The sequence below is a fragment of the Ruegeria sp. CL5 genome (assembly GCF_056536485.1).
In genome coordinates this window covers 134,565-159,118 of record NZ_JBQFPS010000003.1, presented here as the reverse complement: position 1 = coordinate 159,118, position 24,554 = coordinate 134,565, and the positions used below count along the sequence as shown (strand labels likewise).

The following is a 24,554-nucleotide window of genomic DNA, read 5'->3' as shown; positions in this document are numbered from 1 at the left end:
GGCATGAGCAAATATGATTATGACCTGATCATCATTGGCTCAGGTCCTTCGGGGCGCGCGGCGGCTATTCAGGCCGGAAAACTGCAGCGCAGGGTGCTGGTGATTGACCGTAAAGACCGTTTGGGAGGCGTTTCAGTGCATACTGGGACAATCCCGTCCAAAACTTTACGGGAAACGGTGCTGAACCTGTCAGGCTGGCGTGAACGCAGTTTTTATGGGCGCTCCTACAGGGTTAAGGATCAGATCAGTGCGGAAGATCTGAAGGCACGGCTACACATGACGCTCGACCATGAGGTCGACGTGCTGGAACACCAATTCAACCGAAACCATGTGGAAACGCTGAGCGGGCTAGCCAAGTTCATCGGACCGCATGAGGTTGAGGTCGCAACCGACGCAGGCGAAACAACGCGTTTGACAGCTGCAAAATTCCTGATCGCGACCGGCACCAAAACATATCGCCCCGATTACGTTCCCTTCAACGGCAAAACCGTCGTCGACGGAGATGACTTCCTAGAGATGGAAGAAATACCGCGTTCGCTTTGTGTGATCGGTGCCGGTGTGATCGGTGTTGAATACGCGACCATGTTCTCAGCGCTGGATGTTCGCGTTACGCTGATTGAACCACGCGAGACATTTCTAGATTTCATCGACAAGACGCTCATCCACGACTTCACACACCAAGTTCGTGAAAATGGTGTTGATCTGCGGTTGGGATCGGCCGTCGAAAAGATCGAAGATGCGGGCAGTCATGTCGAGATTTCACTGGACAACGGGCGCCATGTCCGGGCTGAGATGTTGTTGTTTGCCGCGGGGCGCATGGGTGCAACCTCGGCCCTGAACCTAGACGCTGTTGGGATTGAAACCGATCATCGCAATCGGATCAGCGTGGACCGAAAGAGTTATCAAACCTCGGTGCCTCATATCTATGCCACCGGAGATGTCATCGGGCATCCCTCGCTGGCCTCAACGTCTTTGCAGCAAGGGCGAGTCGCCGCCTGTCATGCGCTTGAGACACCGACCTTGCCGGAAAGCCCCTGGTATCCATATGGGATCTACTCGGTTCCCGAAATCTCTACTTGCGGCATGTCTGAAGAAGAACTGCAGGAACGTGGCATCCCCTACGAGGTCGGCGTGGCTCGGTTCCGCGAAACCTCGCGCGGGCATATCATGGGGTTGGAACATGGGATGCTGAAGATGCTGTTCTCGCTCAAGACCCGCCGCGTATTGGGAGTGCAGATTGTAGGTGAAGGGGCGACAGAGCTAATCCATATTGCTCAGGCGGTGCTGAACCTGAAAGGCACGGTGGATTACTTCGTGCAAAATACGTTCAACTATCCGACTTTGGCCGAAGCTTACAAAATTGCGGGATTGGACGCTTTTAACCGGATGCCTATTCCCGAAGAGTTCAAGGTACGCAAATCCACCTCGAAGGCGAAAGTGTCGACAAAGGCCAAAGACGCGTGACGACGCTTTACATCGATGGCGACGCTTGCCCTGTGAAGGCCGAGGCCGAACGCGTCGCAACCCGACACAAAGTGCCAATGGTCCTGGTCTCCAATGGTGGGCTGCGCCCCTCGGCCAACCCGCTGGTACAGGTGGTGATTGTCGCGGCCGGTGCGGATGAGGCGGATAAATGGATCGCAGAGCGCTGCGGTGCAGGCGATATCGTGGTGACGTCAGACATCCCGCTTGCCGCGAAGTGCATCGAAGCCGATGCTCGTGCGTTGCGCCCGAACGGTGAGGCCTTTACGGCAGCCAATATCGGCCAGCAACTGGCGATGCGCGATCTGATGGCGGATCTTCGTGCTGCAAATCCTCTGGGAACTGGCGGCGGCGGCAAATCGTTCGGCAAAGCAGATCGATCTCGTTTTCTTGACGTGCTTGAGCGAGAGATTCGCGCCGCATTGCGCGGGTAGCGCTCCCGCCGGTCCGTGGCGCATCAAAGATGCGCCACGGACCGTTGGGCCGGGCAGCGCTTACCGCGCTGTGGATGGTGCTTGCATCTTCGTCCGGTGCTTGGTTCAGTCGGCGGCAATTGATTAGGTATGGGATTACCGTATGACCATCGAAGCCGTCATATTTGACATCGGAAACGTACTGATCGAATGGCAACCCGAGCGCTACTATGATCGCGTGATCGGCGAGGAACGTCGGCGTGCCATGTTTGCCGAGGTCGATCTGCATGGAATGAATGATCTGGTGGATCAGGGCCATCACTTCACCGATACGATTTACAGCTGGGCGGACAAGTACCCGGATTGGCGAGACGAAATTCGGATGTGGCACGACAACTGGATCGAACTGGCCGCGCCTGAAATCCCGCATTCAGCACGACTGTTGCGAGCGCTGCGAACCAAGAAAATACCTGTTTTTGCGCTGACCAATTTTGGGGTTCAGAACTTCGACTATGCCACCACCGTTTATCCGTTTCTGAACGAATTTGATCGCCAGTATGTCTCGGGCCGGATGAAAGCGGTTAAGCCTCATACCCCTATTTATGAGATGGTAGAGGCCGATTGCGGCATCGACCCTGCCGCTCTTTTGTTTGCTGATGACAGGATCGAAAACCTCGAAACGGCCAAGGCGCGAGGGTGGCAGACCCATCACTTCATCGGCCCTGAAGGTTGGGCGGATCGGTTGGTGTCGGAGGGACTGTTGACCAAGGAGGAGGCCGATTAGGTCAGACTGCCACGCTAGCTGGTTCGCGGTTTTCCCGGATGGGCAGGTGAATGATGGCGCTGAAGGCCCCGATGGCGACTCCGATCCACCAAACCATGGTGTAATCACCAAATTGATCGTACATGCGTCCGCCCAGCCAGATGCCCAGGAAGCTACCGATTTGATGACTCAGGAATACGATGCCGTAGAGCGTTCCCATGTATCGCAGGCCATAAAGATGCGCGACAAGTCCAGACGTCAGCGGCACTGTTGCCAACCAAAGCGATCCCATCACCAGTGAGAACGCGATCACCGACAAGGGCGTGATTGGGAACACGATGAAAGCCCCTGCCGCAATCGTACGGCCAGTATACACAGCAGCTAGCAGATATTTCTTCGGAAAATGGTTTCCCGCCCAGCCTGCCAGAAGCGTTCCACCGATATTGGCCAACCCAATCAACGAAATGGCTATTGCACCCAGGGCCGATGTCGTGGTGATGCCCATTGAATACAACAGGCCCCCGGGCTGGATCGGGCCACACATCTCGGTAACAAAGGCGGGAAAATGCGCAGTAACAAATCCCAGTTGATAGCCACAGCTGAAAAAACCAATTGCAATCAGTGAATAAGAAGGGTCGCGGAAGGCTTTGGCAAGGATTTGCCCCATGCTTTCTTCGAGCTCAGTTTTGCTGATCGGTAGAGGCGCCCGCATAAAAGGCAAGGTTAGGATCAAAGCGAGAATTGCTGCGGCAAAGACAAGGAATACCTGCTGCCAGGGTAGAAAAGTCAGCAACCATTCGGCCGTCGGAGCACCGATAACCTGCCCGAAGCTGCCCGCCGCTGTGACAATCGCCAATGACATTGACCGGTTCGCGTCGGATGAGGCACGACCAACAACCGCTAGCACAACGCCAAACCCTGTTCCGGCGATCCCGAAACCCACCAGCCACGCATAGACTTGATGTTCAAATGGTGTCACTGACCAAGCCGTCAGCACCATACCCGCCGCATAAGTCAATGCACCCAGAACAATGGCGCGCCGATCACCGATCTTTTCCGCGATAGCACCAAAGATCGGCTGACCGATTCCCCAGGCCAGATTCTGAATCGCTATGGCCATAGAAAAGTCGCTGCGCAGCCAGCCGAACTCATCTGCAATTGGGATTTGAAACACGCCAAAAGAAGCGCGCACCGCAAAGCCGACGGTAATGACGATGCAACCGACGATCAGGATCGGATTCATCAGGCGGGTAGATTGCGGCATTGGGCCTCCAGGGAGTGGTTCGTAAAGACGTTAGCGGCGCGACCACACACGTCGATTCAGGAGTTTTGCGACACCAGTTCAGCAAAATTGATGTGTCGGGAAAAAGGTTTCTTTTCAATACGTGAACCGGGCGGTATGGCTCAAGACATGATGGATTTAACTTCGCTCTACGAGGATCGCATCGCCGATGGTTCTCTGACACGGGATGACGCCCAGGAAGCGGTGCTACCCCGGTTTGATCGCATTCGGGCGGCACTAGCTGAACCGGTTAAGCGTAGTTTTTTTCGCAAGGCCCCTCCACCGCCCAAAGGCTTGTATATTTGGGGTGGCGTCGGGCGCGGCAAGTCAATGCTTATGGACATGTTTGTTGATACACTGGGCGATATCCCGGTTCGTCGGGTCCATTTCCACGCATTCATGCAGGAAATTCACGCAGGCTTGCACAAGGCACGTGAAGACGGTGTCGAGGATGCGCTGGCGCCGGTCGCCGATGCCGTAGTCAAATCTGTGCGTGTTCTGGCTTTTGATGAGATGCAGATCACCGATATCACAGATGCAATGATCGTCGGGCGGCTGTTTGATCTGCTTCATAGTGGTGGGGTTGTTGTTGTCACGACATCAAACCGCCATCCGGATGATCTGTACAAGGACGGGCTGAACCGGCAACTGTTTCTGCCTTTCATCCAGCACATCAAAGAACAACTTGAAGTATGGGAGCTGGTTTCACCCACCGACTACAGGCAGAACCGGCTTGAAGGTTCTCCGGTCTATTTCACACCTATCGGACCTGAGGCGCGAGAGAAGATTCGTGCTGTGTGGAATGATTTGTCAGGTGGGCCGGCGGAGCCTTTGGCTTTGCAGGTCAAGGGACGCGAAGTTGTTCTGCCCGCGTTCCGAAACGGAGTGGCGCGAGCATCGTTTTATGATCTTTGCGGACGGATGCTGGGCCCCGGCGACTATTTGGCAATAGCGGAAGCGTTGAAGGTGCTGGTGTTGGAAGACATCCCGCGATTGTCACGCAACAATTTTAACGAGGCCAAGCGCTTCGTGACCCTGATTGACGCTCTGTATGAGGGGAAGGTCCGGCTAATCTGTTCTGCCGCTGCTGAGCCCGAGATGCTGTATGTCGAAGGGGAAGGTACATTCGAGTTCGAACGTACAGCGTCACGGCTGCGTGAGATGCAGGATAAGGATTGGGGGAAATAGGGTACCTCGCCCCCGCCCAAGCTAAATGCGCGGGTTCCCTGGAGTATTTTTGACCGAGCACCGGATCAGGCGTTTTCTCGGAGAATGTTCCCTGCGAGATAAAGGGACCCGCAAATCAAAACCCGCGCGTGAGGGGTTTGGGCAGTGATTGCCGCAAGCGCGTCTGCAACGCTGTCAGCGGTTGTTGCGGTCAGATTCACTTTGGCGGCTGCAGCGGCTGTGTCTTCAGCGCTCAGCGTATTCTGTTCGCCAGGAATGGAGACAGCGATCAGGCTGGCCGCTTTTGTGGCCAAAGGTGCGAGATAGCCAGTGACATCCTTGGTGTTTAGCATACCGCAAATCATATGCGTCGGTCGTTCTGGCAATGACAATAAAACATCAGCCAACGCCGCCCCTGCAGCTGCATTGTGACCGCCATCAAGCCACAGCTCGGCTTGAGGGGCTTGCTCGACCAGAGGACCGGTTTTCAGCCGCTGCATTCGGGCAGGCCATTCGGCTTTGGTGACCGCAGCCTCGTAGGCATCATCACCCATTTGTAGGTGGCGCAATGCAGCCAAAGCGGCACCTGCGTTATGAATTTGATGGCCTCCCAACAGGTTGGGCATGGGCAAATCGCGCAACCCGGTTTCATCCTGATAGATCAGGCGGCCATTTTCCGTGTGCACATGCCAGTGCTGTCCGTGTATGAACAGCGGAGCGCCGAGACGAGCCGCAGTGTATTCGATGACTTCCAGCGCCTCATCCTGTTGCGGGCCGACAATACAGGGAACCCCTGGTTTGATGATTCCCGCCTTTTCAGCGGCGATCTTGCCAAGTGTATCGCCAAGAAACTGCTCATGGTCGATTGAGACGGGTGTGATTACCGTCAACGCAGGTTGATCAATCACATTCGTGGCGTCCAGTCGCCCGCCCAATCCAACCTCAAGCAATGTATAATCGGCTTTTGAACGAGAAAACGCGAGCAGTGCAGCGCTGGTTGTGATTTCAAAATAGGTGATGTTTTCACCACCATTGGCGGCATAACACTCATCCAGAACGGCGGTGAGGTCGGCTTCGGAAATCAACTCACCACCCAACCGGATTCGTTCGTGAAACCGGGCCAGATGTGGAGACGTATAGGCATGGACCGCGCGCCCTGCCCCCTCAAGACCTGCCCGGATCATGGCTTGGGTCGAGCCTTTGCCGTTGGTTCCAGCGATATGGATGACAGGCGGCAGTTTTGTTTGCGGATTGTCGAGCGCAGCCAGTAAACGCCAAACCCGGTCCAAGGTCAGATCAATGATCTTGGGGTGCAGCGCCATCATCCGGTCGAGGATGACATCCGAGGATTGGGCGGTCATTTTTTGACCGCTTCCTCGGCAGGCGCCTCTGAAGTGGCCGCTTCGGGTTCAGGCGCGGGTAAGTCGCCTTTGATCGCTGGGGGCTGATTCATAAGCATGCGGGTGATCGTGATCAATTCTTCCCGCATCTCGGTACGTTTCGTCACGCGATCAAGCATGCCGTGATCCAACAGATATTCGGCGCGCTGGAATCCTTCGGGCAGTTTTTCGCGGATCGTCTGTTCGATAACGCGTGGTCCGGCGAAACAGATCAATGCATTCGGCTCCGAAATGTGAACGTCACCCAGCATGGCATAAGATGCGGTGACGCCGCCTGTGGTCGGGTGGGTCAGGACAACGATATAGGGCAGGTTTGCCTCTTTGAGCATTTCAACTGCCACCGTTGTGCGGGGCATTTGCATAAGGCTCAGAATACCTTCCTGCATCCGCGCACCGCCCGCAGCCGAGAACAGGATCAACGGGCGTTTCAGCTTCACAGCTTCTTGTGCGGCGGCGATGATGGCGTTGCCGACATACATGCCCATTGATCCGCCCATGAACGAGAAATCCTGCGCGGCAGCTACAATCGGTGTACGGCCGATCTCGCCAAGGGCAACCAGCATCGCCTCTTTCTCGCCGGTCTTTTTCTGGGCAGCCTTCATCCGGTCGGGATATTTTTTCTGATCGCGGAACTGCAGCGGATCATCTTTTGGGGCCGGAACCTCAACTTCCGAGAAAATACCGCCGTCAAACAGATGCGTGAATCGGTCCCGTGGTGTGATCGCCATATGATGGCCGCACTGGGTGCAGACATTCTGGTTCTCCGCCAGCTCGCGATGAAACAGCATGGTTCCACATTCGCCGCACTTGTGCCAAAGGTTTTCAGGCACTTCGCGGCGCGAAAAGATCGAGTTGATCCGAGGGCGTACGTAGTTTGTGATCCAGTTCATGTGGGAACCTTGATATTGCGGCGTTGACGTCAAATAAGACGCAATGCCCGGAAATGCAATCAGCGCCTGAGGACCAATCGCGCGGTAAGCCACCCAACGACCATCAGCGCGAAGTCTACAAACAACCAGGGTCTGAGCGCATCCGCATCGGACGCCTTGTAAGGCAGGTGAAACAAGGCCAAGCCCCCAAGGTTATCGGGCAGAGAAATGACCAAAAGTGCGGCAAAGTTGTTAAAAAAATGCAGTGCAATGGCAGGTCCAAGTGTCCCTGCCCGCGCAGTCAGATCAGCGGTCAGCAATCCGAAGGTAAGAGCCCAGATGGAAATCAGGATCGCATTATCACCAACGGTGGCAGGACTATAATGACCTGCAGCGAACAAGATCGACGGCAGCCCCATCCAGATAACTGGAGACCGGAACCGCGCAGCGAGACTTTGTTGAAGGTAGCCGCGAAACAGAATTTCTTCGGCGCTCGTCTGAATGAAAACCGCACCCAAGGACAAAGGTAACAATAGAAGCCATTTGGACCAGCCAAGGTTAACTAACAATGGTTCACCCAGATCGTAGGGCGGTAACGCCAATATTACGAAACTAAGTATGAGCAGCGCGCGAAGGACGCGCCAGAACTGCCGCAGGGCGATCCACTGATTTCCGACGATGGAAGACAGCGAACGGTGCTGAAACAATCTTGCACCCAGCGCGACCCCCAGCGTGGCAAAAATAAAACTGGCTAGCACGATAAGCAGTGCGAATGGGGAAGACCCCGTGAGAAAGGCAGCCGCTGATCCGGGCGGGCCCAGGCTGACGACAGTAGCAAATAAAATTGCGTTGAGCGTCACCACAACCACTGCTACCAGCGCTAAGCCTGCAAAAAGACGCCAGATCTCTGGATGCCTGCCGGCGTCCTCAATCAGGAGTTGATGGCTCTTATAAGCGCCGGGCTGTTCTCTAGTGTTCATCGTTTCGCTCAACATCTGTCACAGGCGGTTCTTCACCAATCAGCGTGCTACCGTTACGCAGCCGTTCAGAAACGGTGGTCAGATAGCCAGCCACCGTTTCAAGGAGCCTAACCGCCACACCTGCATCACTTTCGATTACTGCCCGTAATTCTTCGGCACCAATTCGTAGGAAGGAACAATCCGTGAGAGCCACCAGATCCAATTGGCGGGGCTCATTGGTAATGATCGCCAAATCACCGATCAGACGCCCTGGCTCTACCGTCGAGATTGAGCGTTTTTCACCGTGCTCATTGATCCAGTTCACGCTGGCCTTACCAGAGATACACAAATAGGCTGCATCCGGTGCCTGACCACGCGCAAATATGGTTTGACCTGCCGCCGCCTCGTACCATTGGGCCGAAAAGGCAAGAAGGCGTTGGTTGCGCCCGTCCAAGCGTGCAAACAACTCGGTAGAAGAAATGATCTTCAGCTTTCGGCTCAGATCATCCGACGTGTCCTCCTCACCTGTTGTGGCAACACGCGACACACCGTCAATTCGACCATCTTTGATTTCCACAAACAAATCATACGCTTCAGGATGTGCGAAGTGATCCTCCATGAAAATCATAACTGAATCGGGCAACAATTCGCGTAACTTCAGGCGGGTTCTCAAACGGCTCTCTGAATCATGGCTGGCCAGCGCTTTGTCTAGGATCAATATATCCGGTCGCTTTATTCCCGCTCGTGAAAACGCAGCGCGTTCCTGAAACACAGTTGGCAGGTTGTTCCCACCCAGTCCGGACGGCAGGTCATATATGATTGCGGCAGCCCTGCGGCGTAGCCCAGCCTCGTTCAGCACTTCGGCCACAAGATCTTCGATCTCTTCGGCCTGAGCCCCGGCCATGATCGAGACGCGACCATACAGAGCATTCTCCATGGCTGTCAGGCGCGGAACATAGGTGTCCGGCGAGACCGGGATAAACATTGACCCCATGGCAGCCCGCAACCGTTCGGCCTGAGTGCGACGGATGGAAAGGATCTTTTCCTTGTATTCCTCTGGGAAGCTGGGGCCGATTTGCTCGGCTGTCAGCATGAACGGCACGGTCAGCAGAAGTGCGCGTTCCTGATCACCGATAGAGTCATCTCCTTTGGTCTTGCGGCGCTCTTCGATATCCAGCAGACGGTGATACATGTCCTTCGTCATGCCGAGCCTTAGAAACAGCGGGTGATCAGCGCCGTCACGCCCGAAAGTCTGGTTCAAGGTTTCCAGTACAGCCTCGGCAATCCCGAGCGCATCACCATCAAGATCATTGGCCCTGAGCAGCGATAGGAATCGGTCATCACCTGCAAGGATGTCAGGCGCTATGTCCTGCGTTGGAGAGGCAAAAAGCAGGTTACCACCCAAAGGAACAGCTGGATTGAACTGGTCCGGATCGAACCGGTAAACATATTTGTCCAACCCTCGCTCCTGCAGTCGGGTCGCAACAGTATCACGCAGATTGACGATTTCCTCTGCCAGCGCCGGATGCACTTTCGGATCGAATTGAGAACGCAACGTTCGGCGAAACATAAATTCATCGATGCCCATAGCTTCGACAAGCTGGAACCACCAGTCGCGAATGTCTTCGATGTCGTCGAGACCCGCTAGACCTGGATCGATCCATTCATCAGACAAGGAATCCGGAGGGTTCCCTGCCCGAACCGCCTCGATTTGACGGCGCGAGGGCACTCTGAGCGCATCTTGTTCGTGCTGAGGATGCGTGCGCAATGGCATCAAGAGGTTGTCCCCCAGCGTTCCGTCAAACAAATACGGTCGCGAGTAAGCATAGCCGATCCTTGCGGCAATTACCGCTTGATGAAGATCGCTCAGGTTATGACCGGCCATCAAGACCTCTCCCTGAACCGGAAGCAACTCGCGCGTCAGTAGCTGCGCAAGCGCACTACGCTCAGAGGCGTGTTTGGACTGAATGGCGATCCGGGCCCCTTTCGGAATTGTCAGATCGATATCTTCGAGGATCGTCTTGCCGTCATCGTCACGAACCGTCACGTTTCGCAACTCGATATCCCCTGTGAGATGCGGGATGGTATCTGGAACGCCATCAAACAACCGCTCAGGTATCATGTTTGAAGGCGCAAAACGCTCGATCACGATCTCCCAGCGCAGCGACATATCCTGCACCTGATTGTAGTAGGTCAACAGGTCTTTCCACGGGCCGCTGAGGTCCTTGTAGGCACCAAGCGCGGCAACCAGCGCGCCCACTGTCACCTCACCGGTGATCGCCAGATACCCGCCCACCGAGTAAAACAAAAAGGGCGTAATCTGAGTGATCAGGTTATTGAGGAATTTCATGAAGAACTTTTTGTTGTAGATCTTGAATCGGATCTCGAACAAGGTTCCCAGACGATGGCTGAACTGCGCCAGTCTATAGCGCCAGCCACCGTTGGTGCGCAGGTCGCTTATCCCGGCAGCGCTTTCCCCGATTTCAGAGCTTAACCGCCTAACCTCCTGAATGCGGTCTTTGTTCAGCAGGTTGATCTGGCGTTGCAGCTTGGGGATCAGCCAGGCCTGCAGCGGGATCAGTGCTATACTGGCAAGTCCGAACCAGACGCTTTGCATGAACAAAAAGGTGACGATGGTCATCATTTGACCAAACTGAAAAACAGGCTGCGCAATTGCATCGCCCATCAACCCGCCCATTGGCTCGGCCTCGGAAGTAATCATCGACACCAGCTCACCCTGACTGGTTGTCGCAAAATAGGATTTGGGAAACCGCATAGAGCGGCTGATCAGACTAAAGCGAAGACGCCGCAACATCCGTTCGGCCAAAATGCCTTTCATAGTGTTGATGCGCATTTTCATGACACCGCTGGCGATCACCGTCGCCAGGAAGGCAAAACACAGAATCATCAGGTACTGCACCTGGCTCACAGTGATACCAAGCACAGTCACGGTGTCCGTTGGTGCACCAATAGCATCGTTGATAATCTGCTTTGGAAGCTCCAATGAGGCATAGAGAAACGGAAATGACAAAACCGTCAAACACAGCAACACCAGTTGTTGTTTCTTCGAATACTTCCAGATGAATGAAAATAGGGTGGGTTCCATGCCCCTGCCTCGTCGTGACTTTTATTGATCTGGGGCCATTTCGCCAGAACGCCGACGGTAAGCTGCAGCCCAGTCCATTGCAAGAATTGTGAAGTACCGCCGCCGTAAATTCCAGTTGATCTGCGTGTCGTGTTCAGATCTCAGAAATAATCACTCGTTATTAATCAGGACAGGTTTGTCCATTGCACGGCTTTTGACTAAAGAGAGACAGGTTTGGATGAGAGGACGATGAGGGAATTTCTGGATCGCTATATTCTGCGCAAGACAATCCGGCGGTTTCAGCGGACAGAGCAGTTGGCCGACCAGTTGGCTTTGCCCAAGCTTAGGCGTCAACGCGATGAGGCGCGGCAATTGCGGGGACAGCTGGAACGGGTCATCCAAATTGCTGATAATCGATTGATCCAGCCGCGGCTTGGCTTTGATCAAATTCCGAAACCACTGGGAACCGACTGGTCATGGCGCCCAGATTTTTGGCGTTTACCTGCATCGCGTAAGGGACTGGCATCCGCACCGCGCAAGGCGAAGATAGATGGGCATGTAACCTTGTTTCACGACTGCTCTTTGAGCGAGATTGGATTGCAGCAAACCCGCAACCGGCGGGAAAAGGACTTGGCCCCGTTCAGCCTGGCGATAGAGATCTTTGATTTTCAAGGGTCATTTCTGTCGTTGTCCATCGAGCTACCACCAGATGCCGCCGTTGGGTTGACTCGTCAGCACATGATGCGGGTGGACACTGTGATTGAATCCGAACGCCCGACAACCGTCTTTTCCCGCCTCAACATCCAACATGGCCCCAACTCCGAGCAGGTTCTGCGCGAGCTCGATCTTTCGACGCCAGAATGCTCGGTCGATTTCGACCTGGCACATCTAGAATTGCACGAACGTCGGATTGAAAAACTCTGGCTGGACCTGATTATTGATCACCCTGCAATGAATCGTGTGGTTTTACGCGATTTGACATTTTGCCGCCATCACCGGGCAGATATTTAGAGGCACTTGATGACGCAAACAAGCTTAACCCCAATTCGTTTTGAGAACGCTATATGGGAAGGTCACCTGAACAGTGAAAGTACTCCTCAGGTTGAAGTGCAGTATCTGGGTGAGCAATTGCCAGATGTCGAACTGACACCCGATGATGAGGGGTGGGTTTTGCGCATTCCAGTACCGTCTGCCGCCGTTTCCGAAGGTGTGCAGTGTTTCTTAATCCGTGACACGATAACCGGTGAGAAGTTAGGTGAATTTACCGTCATTGCCGGATCTCCCGCTGCTGATGATCTGCGGGCCGAGGTTGCGTTACTTCGCGCTGAACTTGACATGTTAAAGAGCGCGTTTCGCAGATCTCAGGCATCTTAGACCCGGTTTTGTCGCGATCACTAACAGCCATGCGCGGTAAACTTCTTTCTTTTCAGCGTTGTCCGTGCATCATTGAGGCTTACCGTCATCAAGTGATGAGGCCATGGATCGAAGGAGCATCATAAAAATCATCGCCCTGATGGTGACGGCATTCGGTATCGGGATCGATTTCACCGGGGCTCTGATGCTGGTGCCCGCAATTGAAAGCAGCTTTGATGCAGACATAACCAGTACCCAATGGGTTCTGAATATCTACGCCCTGTTTTTTGCTATGACGATGGTAGCTGGCGGTCGCCTGGGTGACATGTATGGCCATCGTAGGATGATGATCATTGGCCTGTCGATTTTCTTGTTTGCGTCGATTTTGTGCTTTGTCTCGCCCGGATTGGACTATTTGATCGGAGCGCGCGCGTTGCAGGGGATAGGGGCAGGATGCGTCTGGCCATGCACTCTAGCATTTGGTGCGACCAAAGTTGCGAAAGAGGAACACCGCGCGCTTGTTATGGGGTTAATTCTAGCCGGTGTTACCACAGGCAATGTCTTCGGCCCAATGATCAGCGGCGCAGTGGTCAACCTGGGTGACTGGCGGCTATTTTTCCTGGCAAACGTAGTGTTCTCCTGCGTTTCAATGGCAACAGCCATCCTACTGATGGAGCGTGAAACCGAGCATAAGAAAGGGGAGCATATCGATTTTGCAGGTATGGGCATCCTGTCATTGGCGGTATTGTTACTGCTTTACGGCTTGGACGTAGGGGCCGACTGGGGCTGGACGTCGCTACCTCTCATACTGCTGTTTTTTGTCAGCGCTGTATTGTTTTTCTTGTTCCCGAGGGTCGAAAAGAGGGTCAAGGAGCCATTGCTGCTGCCCCTGTTAATGCAGAATCGAGAGTTTCTGATCACCCTGGGTCTGAACATGTTCAATGTCTCCGCCGCTTTCGTGGGGTTGTTGTATTTTCCACAATATATGCAGAAAGTTCTTGGGTGGTCTGTCTTTCAATCCGCGTTGGGTCTGGCCCCGCTGACGGTCCTGTTGGCCGTTGGCTCGATTGTTTCGGGCACGCTTTACAATGACTTCGGGCCCAAACGATTGCTCTTTTGGGGGTATGTCTGCTCGACACTCGGAGCAGTAAGCGTGGTCGTAATGCCCGCCAGCGCCGGATATATTCAGATATTACCGGGAATGGCTTTGATTGGATTGGGTGCAACGCTGACAGTTGGTCCGTCAGGCACAGCAGCTGTATGCGCAGTCAAGCCCGAACGCGCCGGTCTGGTCGGCGGGCTAAGTTTCATGACCCATCTAGTCTACGGCGCAATATCTGTCGCCTGCGCGACTGCGGTCATGTATGTATCCAGTCTGCAAAGCCTTAAAACTGGGCTTTCGGCTGCAGGCATTGATATGTCTGACGCCGATCAAAAGGCAATTAATGGTGGGACGCTGACCACAGAATCTGCGAAGGCTGTAATGCAGAAATTAAGTTCGGGTGAAATCGAAAAAGTTAAGTCTGCCATTACCGCAGCCTTTGACACCGGAATGAACATGGCCTTTGTCTTCGCCACTTTCTCGGTCACGGTAGGAATTGTCCTTGCCCTGATTCTGGACGAGAAAAAACTGCACAAGATCGAAGAATAAAGCTGAATAAATTGGAGGTGGGGCCGCCTATTGCGGCCCCACGACTATTATTGCGAAGGTCCGGTTGGGTTGAATGCCGAAAGACCTTTGAGGATGTCGATTGCATAGGCCAACTGATAATCCTCTTCCCGAAGTTCTGCGGTGGCCTCGGCTTTGGCGCGATCCTCTTCAATCTGGCGAATCTCGTCTTCGCTCAGGCTGTCATTGTTCAGGCTACCACGAAGATCGGCCTCAGACCGGGTGCGGGCGTTTGCATCGTCCTCATCTTCTTCATCGGGTCGGTTACGGGGTTGCTCTACGATGATGTCCGGGCTGACGCCAAGCGCTTGAATCGAACGACCCGAGGGCGTGTAGTAGCGAGATGTAGTTAGACGCATCGCGCCATCGCCTCGAATTGGCATTACCGTTTGGACTGATCCTTTGCCAAAGCTCTTAGTGCCAACCACAATCGCACGATGGTGATCCTGCAGTGCGCCAGCCACGATTTCCGACGCCGACGCTGAGCCGCCGTTTATCAGGACAACAATAGGCTTACCACCGGTCAGGTCACCGGGTGTGGCGTTAAACCGTTCACCGTCTTCCGGATTGCGACCACGGGTCGAAACGATCTCACCTTCATTCAAAAACGCATCTGAAACCTTGATAGCCTGCGTCAGCAAACCACCCGGATTATTCCTCAGATCCAAAACGACACCGTTTACATTTTCGATACCACCCGCCTCTTCAATTTGTTCTTCCAACCCTTCCTTGAGGTTTGGGTAAGTCTGATCATTGAAGGTGGTGACGCGCAGCACCACACTGGTGCCTTCAGTGCGCGCGCGGACGGCTGTCAGTTTGATTGTGTCGCGCACGATCGTAACATCAAAGGGTTCCTGCTCACCTTCGCGCACGACTGTGATAACGATCTCCGACCCTACCGGGCCACGCATCAAATCAACCGCTTTATCCAGAGTCAGGCCAAGAATACTTTCGCCATCGACATGGGTAATGAAATCACCTGCTTCGATCCCGGCCGCGTCTGCCGGGGTATCATCCATGGGCGAGACAACTTTGACAAAGCCTTCTTCCTGCGTGACTTCGATCCCAAGACCACCGAATTCGCCTCGCGTTTGCACTCGCATTTGTTCGGCGTCATCAGGCGACAGATAGCTGGAATGCGGATCAAGCGAGGTTAGCATCCCGTCAATCGCCGCTTCGATCAATTCATCGGTTTCGACTTCTTCGACATACTGGGCGCGGATACGTTCGAAAATATCGCCAAACAGATCAAGCTGCTCATATACTCCGGCCTTGTTTTCGGCCTCTTGCGCTAACAAGGGCCCTGCAATCTGTGTGGTTGCGATTAATCCCGCCACGGTGCCGGCCAGACCGGCGATCACAAATTTCTTCATACTCGTTTATCCATCCTTGTCCGTCCGGAACCATAATTCCGGGTCCACTGGGCTGTTATCTTCTCTTACCTCTATATAGAGCGTTTCTGACCGATCAGTTCCAGTGCCATCACCGCTTGTTGACATAATAGCGCCGATTCCCGGGGTTTCACCCGGCATTAAACCCACTGGAGTGCCTTCCGGGATCACCTCTCCCGTATTGCCATACACCTCTTGTAAACCCGAGAACACAAAGAGCAGCCCAGATTGAGGCTCAAGGATCACTAGGTTCCCCAGATCCAGCAATGGTCCTCGGTAGCGGATCGTTGCGGCTGTGGGTGACGTTACCAATGCGCGAGGCCGCGTTCCCAACACAAGACCGGCGCGCGTAACGCCAGCCGCATCTGTTTCCCCCGATCGGTGAAGAATGACCCCTTTGGTGGGTAGGGCGATATGGCCTTTCTGATCCGCGATTTCGGAGTTTGTATCTGCGATTTCGCCATCGGAAATCTCAGACAATCCACTGGCAAACCCGTCCAGCGTTTCGGTCGAAGATATCAAAATAGCGGTGCGCACGGGATCTTCGACAAAACGGCGCGGTAGGTCAGTACGGTCCGCAATAGCCTCGCTCAGTTTCGTACGAGCATCTTGCACCCCCGTCAGACCTTTTGTCAGGGTATTGGCGGCATTCTGCTGGAGCTGGCGCAGCGTTTGGACTTCTTGCAAATCGGCTGCAAGATCCTGGGCTTGAGTGTTCAGGCCAGGCGTAACCTCTGACAGCATCATACCCGTTCTAGCCGCTCCCAATGGGCCGGAGGGGTGCAGCATCAGTACCGGTGGCGCGGTGGTCTCGATAGTCTGCAGAACACCAAGCAGCTGCGCCACCTCCTGTTCCCTCACCTGAAGTTCTGCCGTCAATTGCGCTTCTCGTAGGGCCGCACGACGCAGGCCGTCACGCATCGCGGTCAGACCAGCCTCGTACGCCTGAAGCGTTTCGGTCAGCGCTTTGACCCGATCACGTGCACTGTCAGCCTCGGTCAGAGCTATCGAGGCTTGCTCAAGCATCTCCGCCGCCTCTAGCGCCGCCATAGACGGGTTAGTTTGCGCATTGACAGGCGTCGACCAAATCAACACTGATATGAGGACCGGTCGAATCCTCATGTCAGCAGACTTTCTCCAGTCATTTCTGTAGGTTTTGGTAGTTCCATAAGTTCCAGCAGCGTTGGAGCCAGATCGGCCAGACGCCCATCGCGCAGGGTTGCATTTTCGGGGCCGCCAACCAATACAACTGGAACAGGGTTCAAAGTATGTGCGGTGTGCGGACCGCCGGTTTCCGGATCAACCATCATTTCACAATTGCCATGATCAGCGGTCACGATCATCGCGCCACCCACCTGCTTTAAGGCAGCTACGACTTGGGCCAATCCCTGGTCGACCGCCTCGCAGGCATCAATCGCAGCCTGCAGATCACCGGTATGACCGACCATGTCGGGGTTGGCATAATTTGTGACGATCAGATCATATCCGTCATGTATTGCCTCGACGAATTTACTGGTCACCTCGGCCGAGGACATTTCGGGTTGCAGGTCATATGTCGCCACTTTGGGCGATTTGGGCATGAAACGATCTTCGCCCTCTTCGGGTTGTTCTATGCCACCGTTTAGAAAAAAGGTCACATGGGGGTATTTTTCAGTTTCGGCCAGCCGAAACTGGCGCAAACCCTGTTTCGCAACCCATTCGCCCAGAGTATTCACGATGTCCCGCTTAGGAAATACGGTCGTCATATAGGCATTGTGGCCGTCGGAGTATTCGACCATGCCAAGCAAAGCCGATAACTGCGGGCGCGGGCCAGTGTCAAAATCTGCAAAACCTGGTTCGCCAATTGCGCGCAGTATCTCGCGGGCGCGGTCGGCACGGAAGTTCAGACAGAAAAATCCGTCACCGTCCTGGATGTCCGAGTACCCGTTGACCACCGTGGGCGCGATGAACTCGTCTGTCTCGGATTGGTTATAGGCGTGATCAACAGCCTCATGTGCCGAGACCACGGTACGCCCCTGCCCTTTGACAATCGCGTCATAAGCCTCAGAAACGCGTTCCCAGCGATTATCACGGTCCATGGCATAGTATCGCCCGCAGACCGTGACGATCTTTGCCCTTTCGGGCAAACGGTCTTCAAGCTCCGCAATGTAGATAAAGGCTGATTTCGGCGCCACATCGCGCCCGTCTGTGATGGCATGCAACGCAACTGGAACGCCGGCATCGGTAATGGCTTTCGCAGCGGCTACGATGTGATCAAGGTGTCCATGTACACCACCATCCGAGACCAATCCCATCAGATGGGCTGTACCTCCTGTTGCTTTCACCTTGGCGATAAAATCTTGCAGTGCTTCATTGTTGGAAAAAGAACCGTCTTCGATCGCCAGATCGATCTGGCCCAGATCCATCGCAACCACGCGCCCTGCCCCAATATTGGTGTGACCGACTTCGGAGTTTCCCATCTGGCCGCTTGGCAGGCCCACATCCGGCCCGTGCGTAATCAGTTGCGCATGTGGCCCTTCCGCCACGAGGGCATCAAAGGTTGGCGTGTTTGCCAGATATGGCGCATTGGCTTTGGTGTCATCGGACAGCCCCCAACCATCAAGGATACACAGAACAACGGGTTTGGGGGCGGTCATGAGTGCTCTCCGATTTCGGCGTCGCCATCTTCTACCCCCTGCCCGTGCAAGGTTGAACCGTCTTTTGAAGCTACAAGAGCAGAATTAATCTGATGTGTAGTCCCCAAAGGGCCGTGCCTTACGGTTGCGATACTTCACAGTCAGCTCGAGCGGCATATCATTTTCGTCATAAATGCCGATCACGATGCCAGTCCCGCCGCTCGATCCGCGCATGTTTAGCAGTTGCTCTTCGGACCGGGTGGTACGCTGCGACGGACGGCGGGTCCAAGCAAACAAGTGGTCATACAATTCTGCAATGATGTCTGCGTGCTCTGCACTATTACCCAGATCGGTCAGCTCATTTGGATCATTCTCAAGGTCGAACAAGAGCGGGCGATAACCACCCTCGCAATGGATCAACTTCCACTTCTCGTTCGCGACCATAAACATGACCGCATCCCGAACCGAGACATTCAGCTTCTGAGCTATTGGTGATGCAGAGTAGTCATATTCGCAGATTGCCACATCGCGTGGCGTGCTATCGGCCTGACCGTGCAAAATAGGCAGCAGCGAATGCCCTTCGAGTATGTGGCCTGCGGGCTCCCCGCCAGCAATCTCAAGAAATGTAGGGGCCAGATCGATGGACTCGACCAGTGCGTCACAAGTGGTGCCGCGCGTGGAATCAGCCTCGGACGATGGATCGTAAATGATCAGGGGCATTTTGGTTGAAGCGTCGTGGAAAAATGTCTTCTCGCCCATCCAGTGATCGCCCAGAAAATCCCCGTGGTCCGAGGTTAGCACGATCATGGTATCCTGCATCCGCCCGGTTTTCTCCATCCAGTCGAACAGCCGCCCCATCTGGTCATCGGCTTGCTTGATTAGGCCCATGTAAGCAGGGATAACGGCCTCGCGTACGTCCTGACGCGAGAAAGTTTGGCCAATTTTCGTGTCCATGAATGCCTTCAGCACCGGATGCGCATTCTGGTGTTCTGACTCAGACCGAACCACCGGCAGAACGTGCTCGGGACCATACATCGATGCATAGGGTTCCGGCACAATATAAGGCCAATGAGGCTTGATATAGCTGAGATGACAACACCAAGGGCCGTCATGAGAACCCATGAACTCCATCCCACGGGTGGTCAGATATGGGGTTTCACTGTCTTCCTCGGCAATATTGGCCGCCTCGGACGAGTTTTTCAGAAACCACCCGGACAGTACATTACCATCCGCATCCAATCCCGAATTGGCAAAGTCGTGCCAGGGGTTGTCGCTCTCATACCCTTTGTCCTTCAGGTATTCGTTATACTTCTTGGCCCCATCCGGATCGTAAAAACCATCTGGTCCCTCGGCCCGCAATCCATCGTCACGCTCGAACACGTCAAACCCGCATTCAGCCACGCGCGCACCAATCACACTGTCGGGCTCCAATCCCAGCCGGGCCATGCCTTCGGCATCCGCAGCCATATGGGTCTTGCCGACCAGCCAGCAACCCATCCCTGCTTTTCGCAAGTGATCACCCAAGGTGATCTCTCCGACTTTCAGCGGGATATTATTCCAGGACGCGCCGTGCGAATGCACATAGCGACCGGTATAGGTCGACATGCGCGAACTGCCACAAATGGGGGACTGAATGTAAGCGCGGGTAAACCGCACGCCCCTCGAAGCGAGCCTATCAATGTTTGGCGTATGGAGATGTGGGTGTCCGTAGCAGCTGAGGTAATCCCAGCGCAATTGGTCGAACATGATGAAGAGGACGTTCTTGGCTTTGCTCATGCCAAGAGGACTATCCTAGCCTTCCATCTGTTGCAGCATCTTTTTTGCACGCTTGCACTGCAACTGATCACGCAGGGGGCTATCGGGGTCGATATCCTTTTGACAAACCACACATTTGTCAGCACCGGAAATTGCATTCAAGCCACCGCAACTGCCTTTGATGGTCTTACCCATTAGTATCACGCCCAACGACATCCCGACCATGATGATCAGTAACAATACGAATGCCAGAATAAAGGTGCTCATAGCGGTGCCTACCGATCAGTTGGTTCCCAGCGCATCCTTGAAAGCGCTGCTTTGTACGGTGATATAGGCTTCTTCCCCGCTTGTCACATCGCGCGAGATAAAAAACACGGCAAGTTTATTCTTTTCCGCGATTTCCATTCCTTTTTCCTGACCAAGTGCCAGCATCGCTGTCGCCCAGGCATCTGCCATCATCGCATCATCCGCCAGAACCGTGACGGAAGTGGTGCGATGAGTGATTGGCCGTCCCGTGACCGGGTCGATAATGTGCGAGTAACGCACACCGCCTTGTTCAAAGAAGTTCTTATAATCACCCGAAGTTGCCATCCCCAGATTATCCAGCGGAACGATTAGCTGGATGGCCTGTGTGCCAGCTTCGGGCTTTTCGATACCGATCCGCCAGCTTTCGCCCTTGTCGTTCTCACCCATGGCCACCAGATCACCACCAATCTCGACCATATAGTTCTCGATACCAGCGTCGCGCAGTTGTGCAGCAACCGCATCGATACCATAGCCTTTGGCAATTGCAGACAAATTGATCCCCACGCCTGCGTCTGATTTCGCAAGGGTGCCGGCCGCACTATCCAATGTCAGTAGGCGGGCCTGACCCACCTGAGCTAACGCTGTTGCAATTTCAGCATCGGCAGGAACCGGGTCTTCGGGTTTGCGCGGACCGAATCCCCACAACTCGATCAGCGGACCAAGGGTGACATCGAACGTACCGCCAGACTTCTCATGCACCTCGTTTGCGGCTTCGATCACGAACGCAAACTCATCTGAAACCTGCATTGGTTCTGTGCTGTCTGAGGACGAGAAGGTCGAAACCTCGGAATTCGGGTCCCAGTTTGACATCTTTGCGTTAACTTGTGCCAGTGTCTCCTGAACCGCCTGACCCAGTGCAGCTTCGTCCAGATCATCGCCGATAGCGGTAATGTTGAACGTGGTACCCATAGTCTCGCCGGACAGACGCACCACATCAGGTTCCTTGTCAAACAGGCAAGCCGAAACAAACAACAACAAAGCCAAGGCAATCAGCGGGCGCATGGGGCGATCTCCTGCGAGTAGTCTTGCCCGGCATATGCCAGCGGCCCTGTTCAGAGTCAAACCGGCGTCAGATCTTGAGCGGCAAAAACGCAAGGGCAAGAAGCCCAATCGTGGCTGGCACACCAAAGATCCATGCGCGTTTTTGCCAGCCTGAGGGTTGTTGTTTCCACACCATGCGGAAATTGTGACCACAGACAACGACAACAAAGAAGATCAACGCAGCAACCGGCGGGGTCAGGTAAAGCTCGCTCAAGAACTTGGAACTCCTTGTAAAGTAGTCCGGTTACATCGGTTTTCGAATTTGCACCTATACAGCGCCTATCCCTGCGGTAAGGTAGAGAATAAGGACACTACCTGTGAAAGAGGAGACCGCCCATGGCCCCAAGCTCTTACCAGCCCCCGACCCGTGGCGACAAGGCCGCGAAGGCGACTCGCAGTCAGTCAGTGGAAACAAACCTGTCGCACACACAGACAACGGTTTCAAAACTGCTGGAAGGCAAAGGGGATGCTGTTTTTTCTGTACGACCCAACGATACGATCCATTCAGTTGTAGATATCTTACGGGAAAAGCGCATTGGTGCAGTTGTGGTCACGGATCAGAATGGTTCGTTGCAAGGGATCCTATCTGAACGTGATATTGTTCGCCGAATGGCGGAAACACCCGGTCAGACATTGCCTCAATCTGTGGCCGACCTGATGACGACTGAGGTCAAAACCTGTAGCCCAGACGACTATCTGAACGATGTGCTGAAAACTATGACCGAGGGTCGCTTCCGGCACATGCCTGTTTTAAGTGAGGGCAATTTGCGCGGCGTTATTACTATTGGGGACGTAGTCCATTTCCGATTGAAGGAACTGGAATATGAAGCGCTTAGAATGAAACAGATGATTGTCGGATAACTCTTAAGCCGATTCCCACTCGATTCCGGCGTGACTGGCCGAGATAAATCGGACAGAACCGGGTGAGATTTCCGCGGCGGTCAGTCGGTCGGTGACGAATGCACCGGTGTCGATAGATATGACGTCATTCTCAATCATGGGCTCGTCGACGATCGTATGCCCGTGAACTACCCATTGCCCGTCTTTTCGACGTTTCTTACGAAATTGCGGGTGTCCCCAGAGGCAGGTGCTGTCTTGCTGTCCGTCGACCAGCTGCGACGGGTCAAGCGCAGCGTGAACAACGGTCACATTGCCACTTGTCCAGGTCAGCGGACGATCAAACAGCCAATCCACAAGGGATTGCCCCATCGCGCCCCGAAGCGCTTCAGCGACGGCATCTGGATCGGAGAGTTCAATATCTGTCAGGTCAAATGAGGCCAAGGTCTGGGCACCACCATTGTGCAGCCAAACACGCTCCCATTTTCTTGGAGCATCTAGAAACCCAAGCAACATGTCCTCATGATTGCCCTTAAGGCAGATCGCTTTCTTTTCCGAACGTGTGTCCAGGTGGTGTAACTGACGCAAAACCTGTGCGCTGTGCTCACCTCGATCAACATAGTCGCCAACAAACACTGTAGGACAAGCACCGTCCAATGCAGGCAAAAGCATCTGCAGGAGGTCCAGCCTGCCATGAAGGTCGCCGATGGCATAGAACTTCTCTGTAGGTGCCAGTGAGGATGTGCCTATTACCTGATCAAGTAGCGCTTGAGACGCAAAAAACCTTTTGATCCATCCGGTTAGCATATCGCCTGTTACCTTCTGAGACAAAAACGGCGCAGCATCAGTCGAAAAATAGGGCACCGGGGTGCCTTTTGACTGATGAGCTCTGAGAAAAAAAATCGGCTCCAAAGGGTGGAACCGATCAATACTGTTTATCCGCCGAAATCGTCGAGCATGATGTCTTCGCGATCCACGCCCAGATCCAGCAACATGTTGATGACAGACTGGTTCATGATTGGCGGGCCACACATGTAGTATTCGCAATCCTCAGGCGCCGGGTGGTTCTTGAGGTATTCTTCGAACAGAACGTTATGGATAAAGCCGGTGTAGCCTTTCCAATCATCCTCGGGTTGGGCATCCGACAGAGCGACGTGCCATTCGAAATTGTCGAACTCTTTGGCCAGAGTGTCGAAATCCTCGACAAAGAACATTTCTTTCTTCGAGCGTGCGCCATACCAGAAACTGATCTTGCGGTTGCGGTTCTCAAGACGTTTGAGCTGGTCAAAAATATGACTGCGCATCGGGGCCATACCAGCACCACCACCGATGAATACCATCTCTTTCTCGGTCTCGCGGGCAAAGAACTCACCAAACGGACCCGAGATTGTGACTTTGTCGCCCGGTTTCAGGTTGAAGATATACGACGACATCTGACCCGGCGGGATACCTTCGGACCCCGGAGGGGGCGACGCCACGCGGACGTTCAGCATGATCATGCCTTTTTCATCCGGGTAGTTGGCCATGGAATAGGCGCGTTCGATAGGTTCCGCGACGACGGATTTGTACTGCCACAGATTGAAGCGATCCCAATCCTCGCGGTACTCCTCTTCGACGTCGAAATCCGTATAAGCCAACTGGTGGGCAGGCGCTTCGATCTGGATGTAGCCACCGGCGCGGAAGTTCACATCCTCGCCTTCAGGCAGGTCCAGTGTCAGGGCCTTGATGAAGGTTGCTACGTTCTCGTTCGAACGAACGGTGCATTCCCATTTTTTGACGCCAAAGACCTCTTCAGGAACTTCGATATCCATGTCCTGCTTGACGGCAACCTGACAAGATAGGCGATCACCGCAAGCCGCCTCACGCTTGGTGATATGGCTTTCCTCGGTGGGCAGGATAGATCCTCCGCCCGAATGCACTTTGACACGACATTGCGCGCACGTCCCACCACCGCCGCAGGCCGATGGGACAAACAGCTTCTCCGCCGCAAGCGTTTGCAGCAGTTTGCCTCCTGCGGGAACCGAGATTGTTTTCTCGCCATTAATGGTGATGTTGACATCACCGGTCGACACCAGCTTGGACCGGGCCGCCATAATGATGGCCACAAGCGCCAGAACGATCAGGGTAAAAAGGATTACGCCAAGGCTAAAAGTTTCCATTGCGCCCT

At 54.3% G+C, this 24,554-nt stretch carries 22 protein-coding genes; 8 read left to right on the top strand and 14 right to left on the bottom strand.

Annotated features, from left to right (window positions below):
- Window positions 1-3 precede the first annotated feature (3 nt).
- The 3 genes from sthA to ACR0IU_RS06885 all read left to right on the top strand — a co-directional run bounded on the left by sthA (window position 4) and on the right by ACR0IU_RS06885 (window position 2,679).
- Window positions 4-1,464: a Si-specific NAD(P)(+) transhydrogenase gene (sthA, locus tag ACR0IU_RS06895; RefSeq protein WP_480715724.1), complete on the top strand. Its 1,461-nt coding sequence runs from the start codon at window positions 4-6 to the stop codon at window positions 1,462-1,464.
- A complete protein-coding gene (locus ACR0IU_RS06890) occupies window positions 1,461-1,916 on the top strand; it encodes a YaiI/YqxD family protein (protein WP_480715723.1) in 456 nt (151 codons plus the stop codon). Before sthA ends, ACR0IU_RS06890 begins: the two co-directional genes overlap by 4 nt.
- Window positions 1,917-2,058: 142 nt before the next feature.
- Window positions 2,059-2,679, top strand: coding sequence for an HAD family hydrolase (locus ACR0IU_RS06885; protein WP_170780395.1), 621 nt, complete (start codon window positions 2,059-2,061; stop codon window positions 2,677-2,679).
- Window position 2,680: 1 nt separating this feature from the next.
- On the opposite strand, the gene ACR0IU_RS06880 is transcribed toward ACR0IU_RS06885, so the two are convergent.
- Window positions 2,681-3,922, bottom strand: a complete 1,242-nt coding sequence (locus ACR0IU_RS06880; RefSeq protein ID WP_480715722.1) for an MFS transporter — start codon at window positions 3,920-3,922, stop codon at window positions 2,681-2,683.
- A 147-nt stretch (window positions 3,923-4,069) separates the two neighbouring features.
- Between ACR0IU_RS06880 and zapE the strand changes: the two genes are divergently transcribed.
- Window positions 4,070-5,128 (top strand): cell division protein ZapE, encoded by a 1,059-nt coding sequence (zapE, locus tag ACR0IU_RS06875; protein WP_480715721.1) that lies wholly within the window; start codon window positions 4,070-4,072, stop codon window positions 5,126-5,128.
- 65 nt (window positions 5,129-5,193) lie between these two features.
- Here the strand turns inward: zapE and ACR0IU_RS06870 are convergent, their stop codons facing one another.
- Genes ACR0IU_RS06870 through ACR0IU_RS06855 form a run of 4 tightly spaced genes read right to left on the bottom strand, consistent with a single transcriptional unit; the run spans window position 5,194 to window position 11,441 of the window.
- Window positions 5,194-6,468 carry a bifunctional folylpolyglutamate synthase/dihydrofolate synthase gene (locus ACR0IU_RS06870; RefSeq protein WP_480715720.1) on the bottom strand — a complete coding sequence of 425 codons (1,275 nt, stop codon included), beginning with the start codon at window positions 6,466-6,468 and terminating at the stop codon, window positions 5,194-5,196.
- On the bottom strand, window positions 6,465-7,397 hold the full coding sequence (gene accD, locus ACR0IU_RS06865; protein ID WP_480715719.1) for an acetyl-CoA carboxylase, carboxyltransferase subunit beta: 933 nt from the start codon (window positions 7,395-7,397) through the stop codon (window positions 6,465-6,467). Before accD ends, ACR0IU_RS06870 begins: the two co-directional genes overlap by 4 nt.
- 59 nt (window positions 7,398-7,456) lie before the next feature.
- Complete coding sequence (locus ACR0IU_RS06860; protein ID WP_480715718.1) at window positions 7,457-8,356, bottom strand: CPBP family intramembrane glutamic endopeptidase; 900 nt, start codon at window positions 8,354-8,356, stop codon at window positions 7,457-7,459.
- A complete protein-coding gene (locus tag ACR0IU_RS06855; RefSeq protein WP_480715717.1) occupies window positions 8,346-11,441 on the bottom strand; it encodes an ABC transporter transmembrane domain-containing protein in 3,096 nt (1,031 codons plus the stop codon). The genes ACR0IU_RS06860 and ACR0IU_RS06855 overlap by 11 nt, the downstream gene beginning before the upstream one ends.
- A gap of 228 nt (window positions 11,442-11,669) precedes the next feature.
- Here ACR0IU_RS06855 and ACR0IU_RS06850 point away from each other — a divergent pair, with 228 nt between their 5' ends.
- The 3 genes from ACR0IU_RS06850 to ACR0IU_RS06840 all read left to right on the top strand — a co-directional run bounded on the left by ACR0IU_RS06850 (window position 11,670) and on the right by ACR0IU_RS06840 (window position 14,424).
- Window positions 11,670-12,431, top strand: coding sequence for a DUF6478 family protein (locus tag ACR0IU_RS06850; protein WP_480715716.1), 762 nt, complete (start codon window positions 11,670-11,672; stop codon window positions 12,429-12,431).
- Window positions 12,432-12,440: 9 nt separating this feature from the next.
- Window positions 12,441-12,794 carry a hypothetical protein gene (locus ACR0IU_RS06845; RefSeq protein WP_480715715.1) on the top strand — a complete coding sequence of 118 codons (354 nt, stop codon included), beginning with the start codon at window positions 12,441-12,443 and terminating at the stop codon, window positions 12,792-12,794.
- A gap of 103 nt (window positions 12,795-12,897) precedes the next feature.
- Entirely contained in the window at window positions 12,898-14,424 is a 1,527-nt protein-coding gene (locus tag ACR0IU_RS06840; RefSeq protein WP_480715714.1) for an MFS transporter, read from the top strand.
- A gap of 47 nt (window positions 14,425-14,471) precedes the next feature.
- On the opposite strand, the gene ACR0IU_RS06835 is transcribed toward ACR0IU_RS06840, so the two are convergent.
- The 7 genes from ACR0IU_RS06835 to ACR0IU_RS06805 all read right to left on the bottom strand — a co-directional run bounded on the left by ACR0IU_RS06835 (window position 14,472) and on the right by ACR0IU_RS06805 (window position 21,764).
- Window positions 14,472-15,815 carry a S41 family peptidase gene (locus ACR0IU_RS06835; RefSeq protein WP_480607814.1) on the bottom strand — a complete coding sequence of 448 codons (1,344 nt, stop codon included), beginning with the start codon at window positions 15,813-15,815 and terminating at the stop codon, window positions 14,472-14,474.
- Between the two features lie 6 nt (window positions 15,816-15,821).
- A complete protein-coding gene (locus ACR0IU_RS06830) occupies window positions 15,822-16,955 on the bottom strand; it encodes a murein hydrolase activator EnvC family protein (RefSeq protein WP_480715713.1) in 1,134 nt (377 codons plus the stop codon).
- Window positions 16,952-18,469 (bottom strand): 2,3-bisphosphoglycerate-independent phosphoglycerate mutase, encoded by a 1,518-nt coding sequence (gene gpmI, locus ACR0IU_RS06825; RefSeq protein WP_010441356.1) that lies wholly within the window; start codon window positions 18,467-18,469, stop codon window positions 16,952-16,954. Before gpmI ends, ACR0IU_RS06830 begins: the two co-directional genes overlap by 4 nt.
- 84 nt (window positions 18,470-18,553) lie before the next feature.
- On the bottom strand, window positions 18,554-20,224 hold the full coding sequence (locus ACR0IU_RS06820) for a sulfatase-like hydrolase/transferase (RefSeq protein ID WP_480715712.1): 1,671 nt from the start codon (window positions 20,222-20,224) through the stop codon (window positions 18,554-18,556).
- Between the two features lie 15 nt (window positions 20,225-20,239).
- On the bottom strand, window positions 20,240-20,470 hold the full coding sequence (nqrM, locus tag ACR0IU_RS06815) for a (Na+)-NQR maturation NqrM (RefSeq protein WP_480715711.1): 231 nt from the start codon (window positions 20,468-20,470) through the stop codon (window positions 20,240-20,242).
- Window positions 20,471-20,485: 15 nt separating this feature from the next.
- Window positions 20,486-21,511 (bottom strand): FAD:protein FMN transferase, encoded by a 1,026-nt coding sequence (locus ACR0IU_RS06810; RefSeq protein ID WP_480715710.1) that lies wholly within the window; start codon window positions 21,509-21,511, stop codon window positions 20,486-20,488.
- A gap of 67 nt (window positions 21,512-21,578) precedes the next feature.
- A complete protein-coding gene (locus ACR0IU_RS06805; RefSeq protein ID WP_170545946.1) occupies window positions 21,579-21,764 on the bottom strand; it encodes a hypothetical protein in 186 nt (61 codons plus the stop codon).
- Between the two features lie 122 nt (window positions 21,765-21,886).
- On the opposite strand from ACR0IU_RS06805, the gene ACR0IU_RS06800 reads away from it, so the two are divergent.
- On the top strand, window positions 21,887-22,411 hold the full coding sequence (locus tag ACR0IU_RS06800) for a CBS domain-containing protein (protein ID WP_480715709.1): 525 nt from the start codon (window positions 21,887-21,889) through the stop codon (window positions 22,409-22,411).
- Between the two features lie 3 nt (window positions 22,412-22,414).
- Here the strand turns inward: ACR0IU_RS06800 and ACR0IU_RS06795 are convergent, their stop codons facing one another.
- Together ACR0IU_RS06795 and nqrF are read right to left on the bottom strand one after the other, a co-directional pair.
- On the bottom strand, window positions 22,415-23,251 hold the full coding sequence (locus ACR0IU_RS06795; protein WP_480715708.1) for a metallophosphoesterase: 837 nt from the start codon (window positions 23,249-23,251) through the stop codon (window positions 22,415-22,417).
- 71 nt (window positions 23,252-23,322) lie between these two features.
- Window positions 23,323-24,546, bottom strand: coding sequence for an NADH:ubiquinone reductase (Na(+)-transporting) subunit F (gene nqrF, locus ACR0IU_RS06790; RefSeq protein WP_010441342.1), 1,224 nt, complete (start codon window positions 24,544-24,546; stop codon window positions 23,323-23,325).
- Window positions 24,547-24,554: the final 8 nt, after the last annotated feature.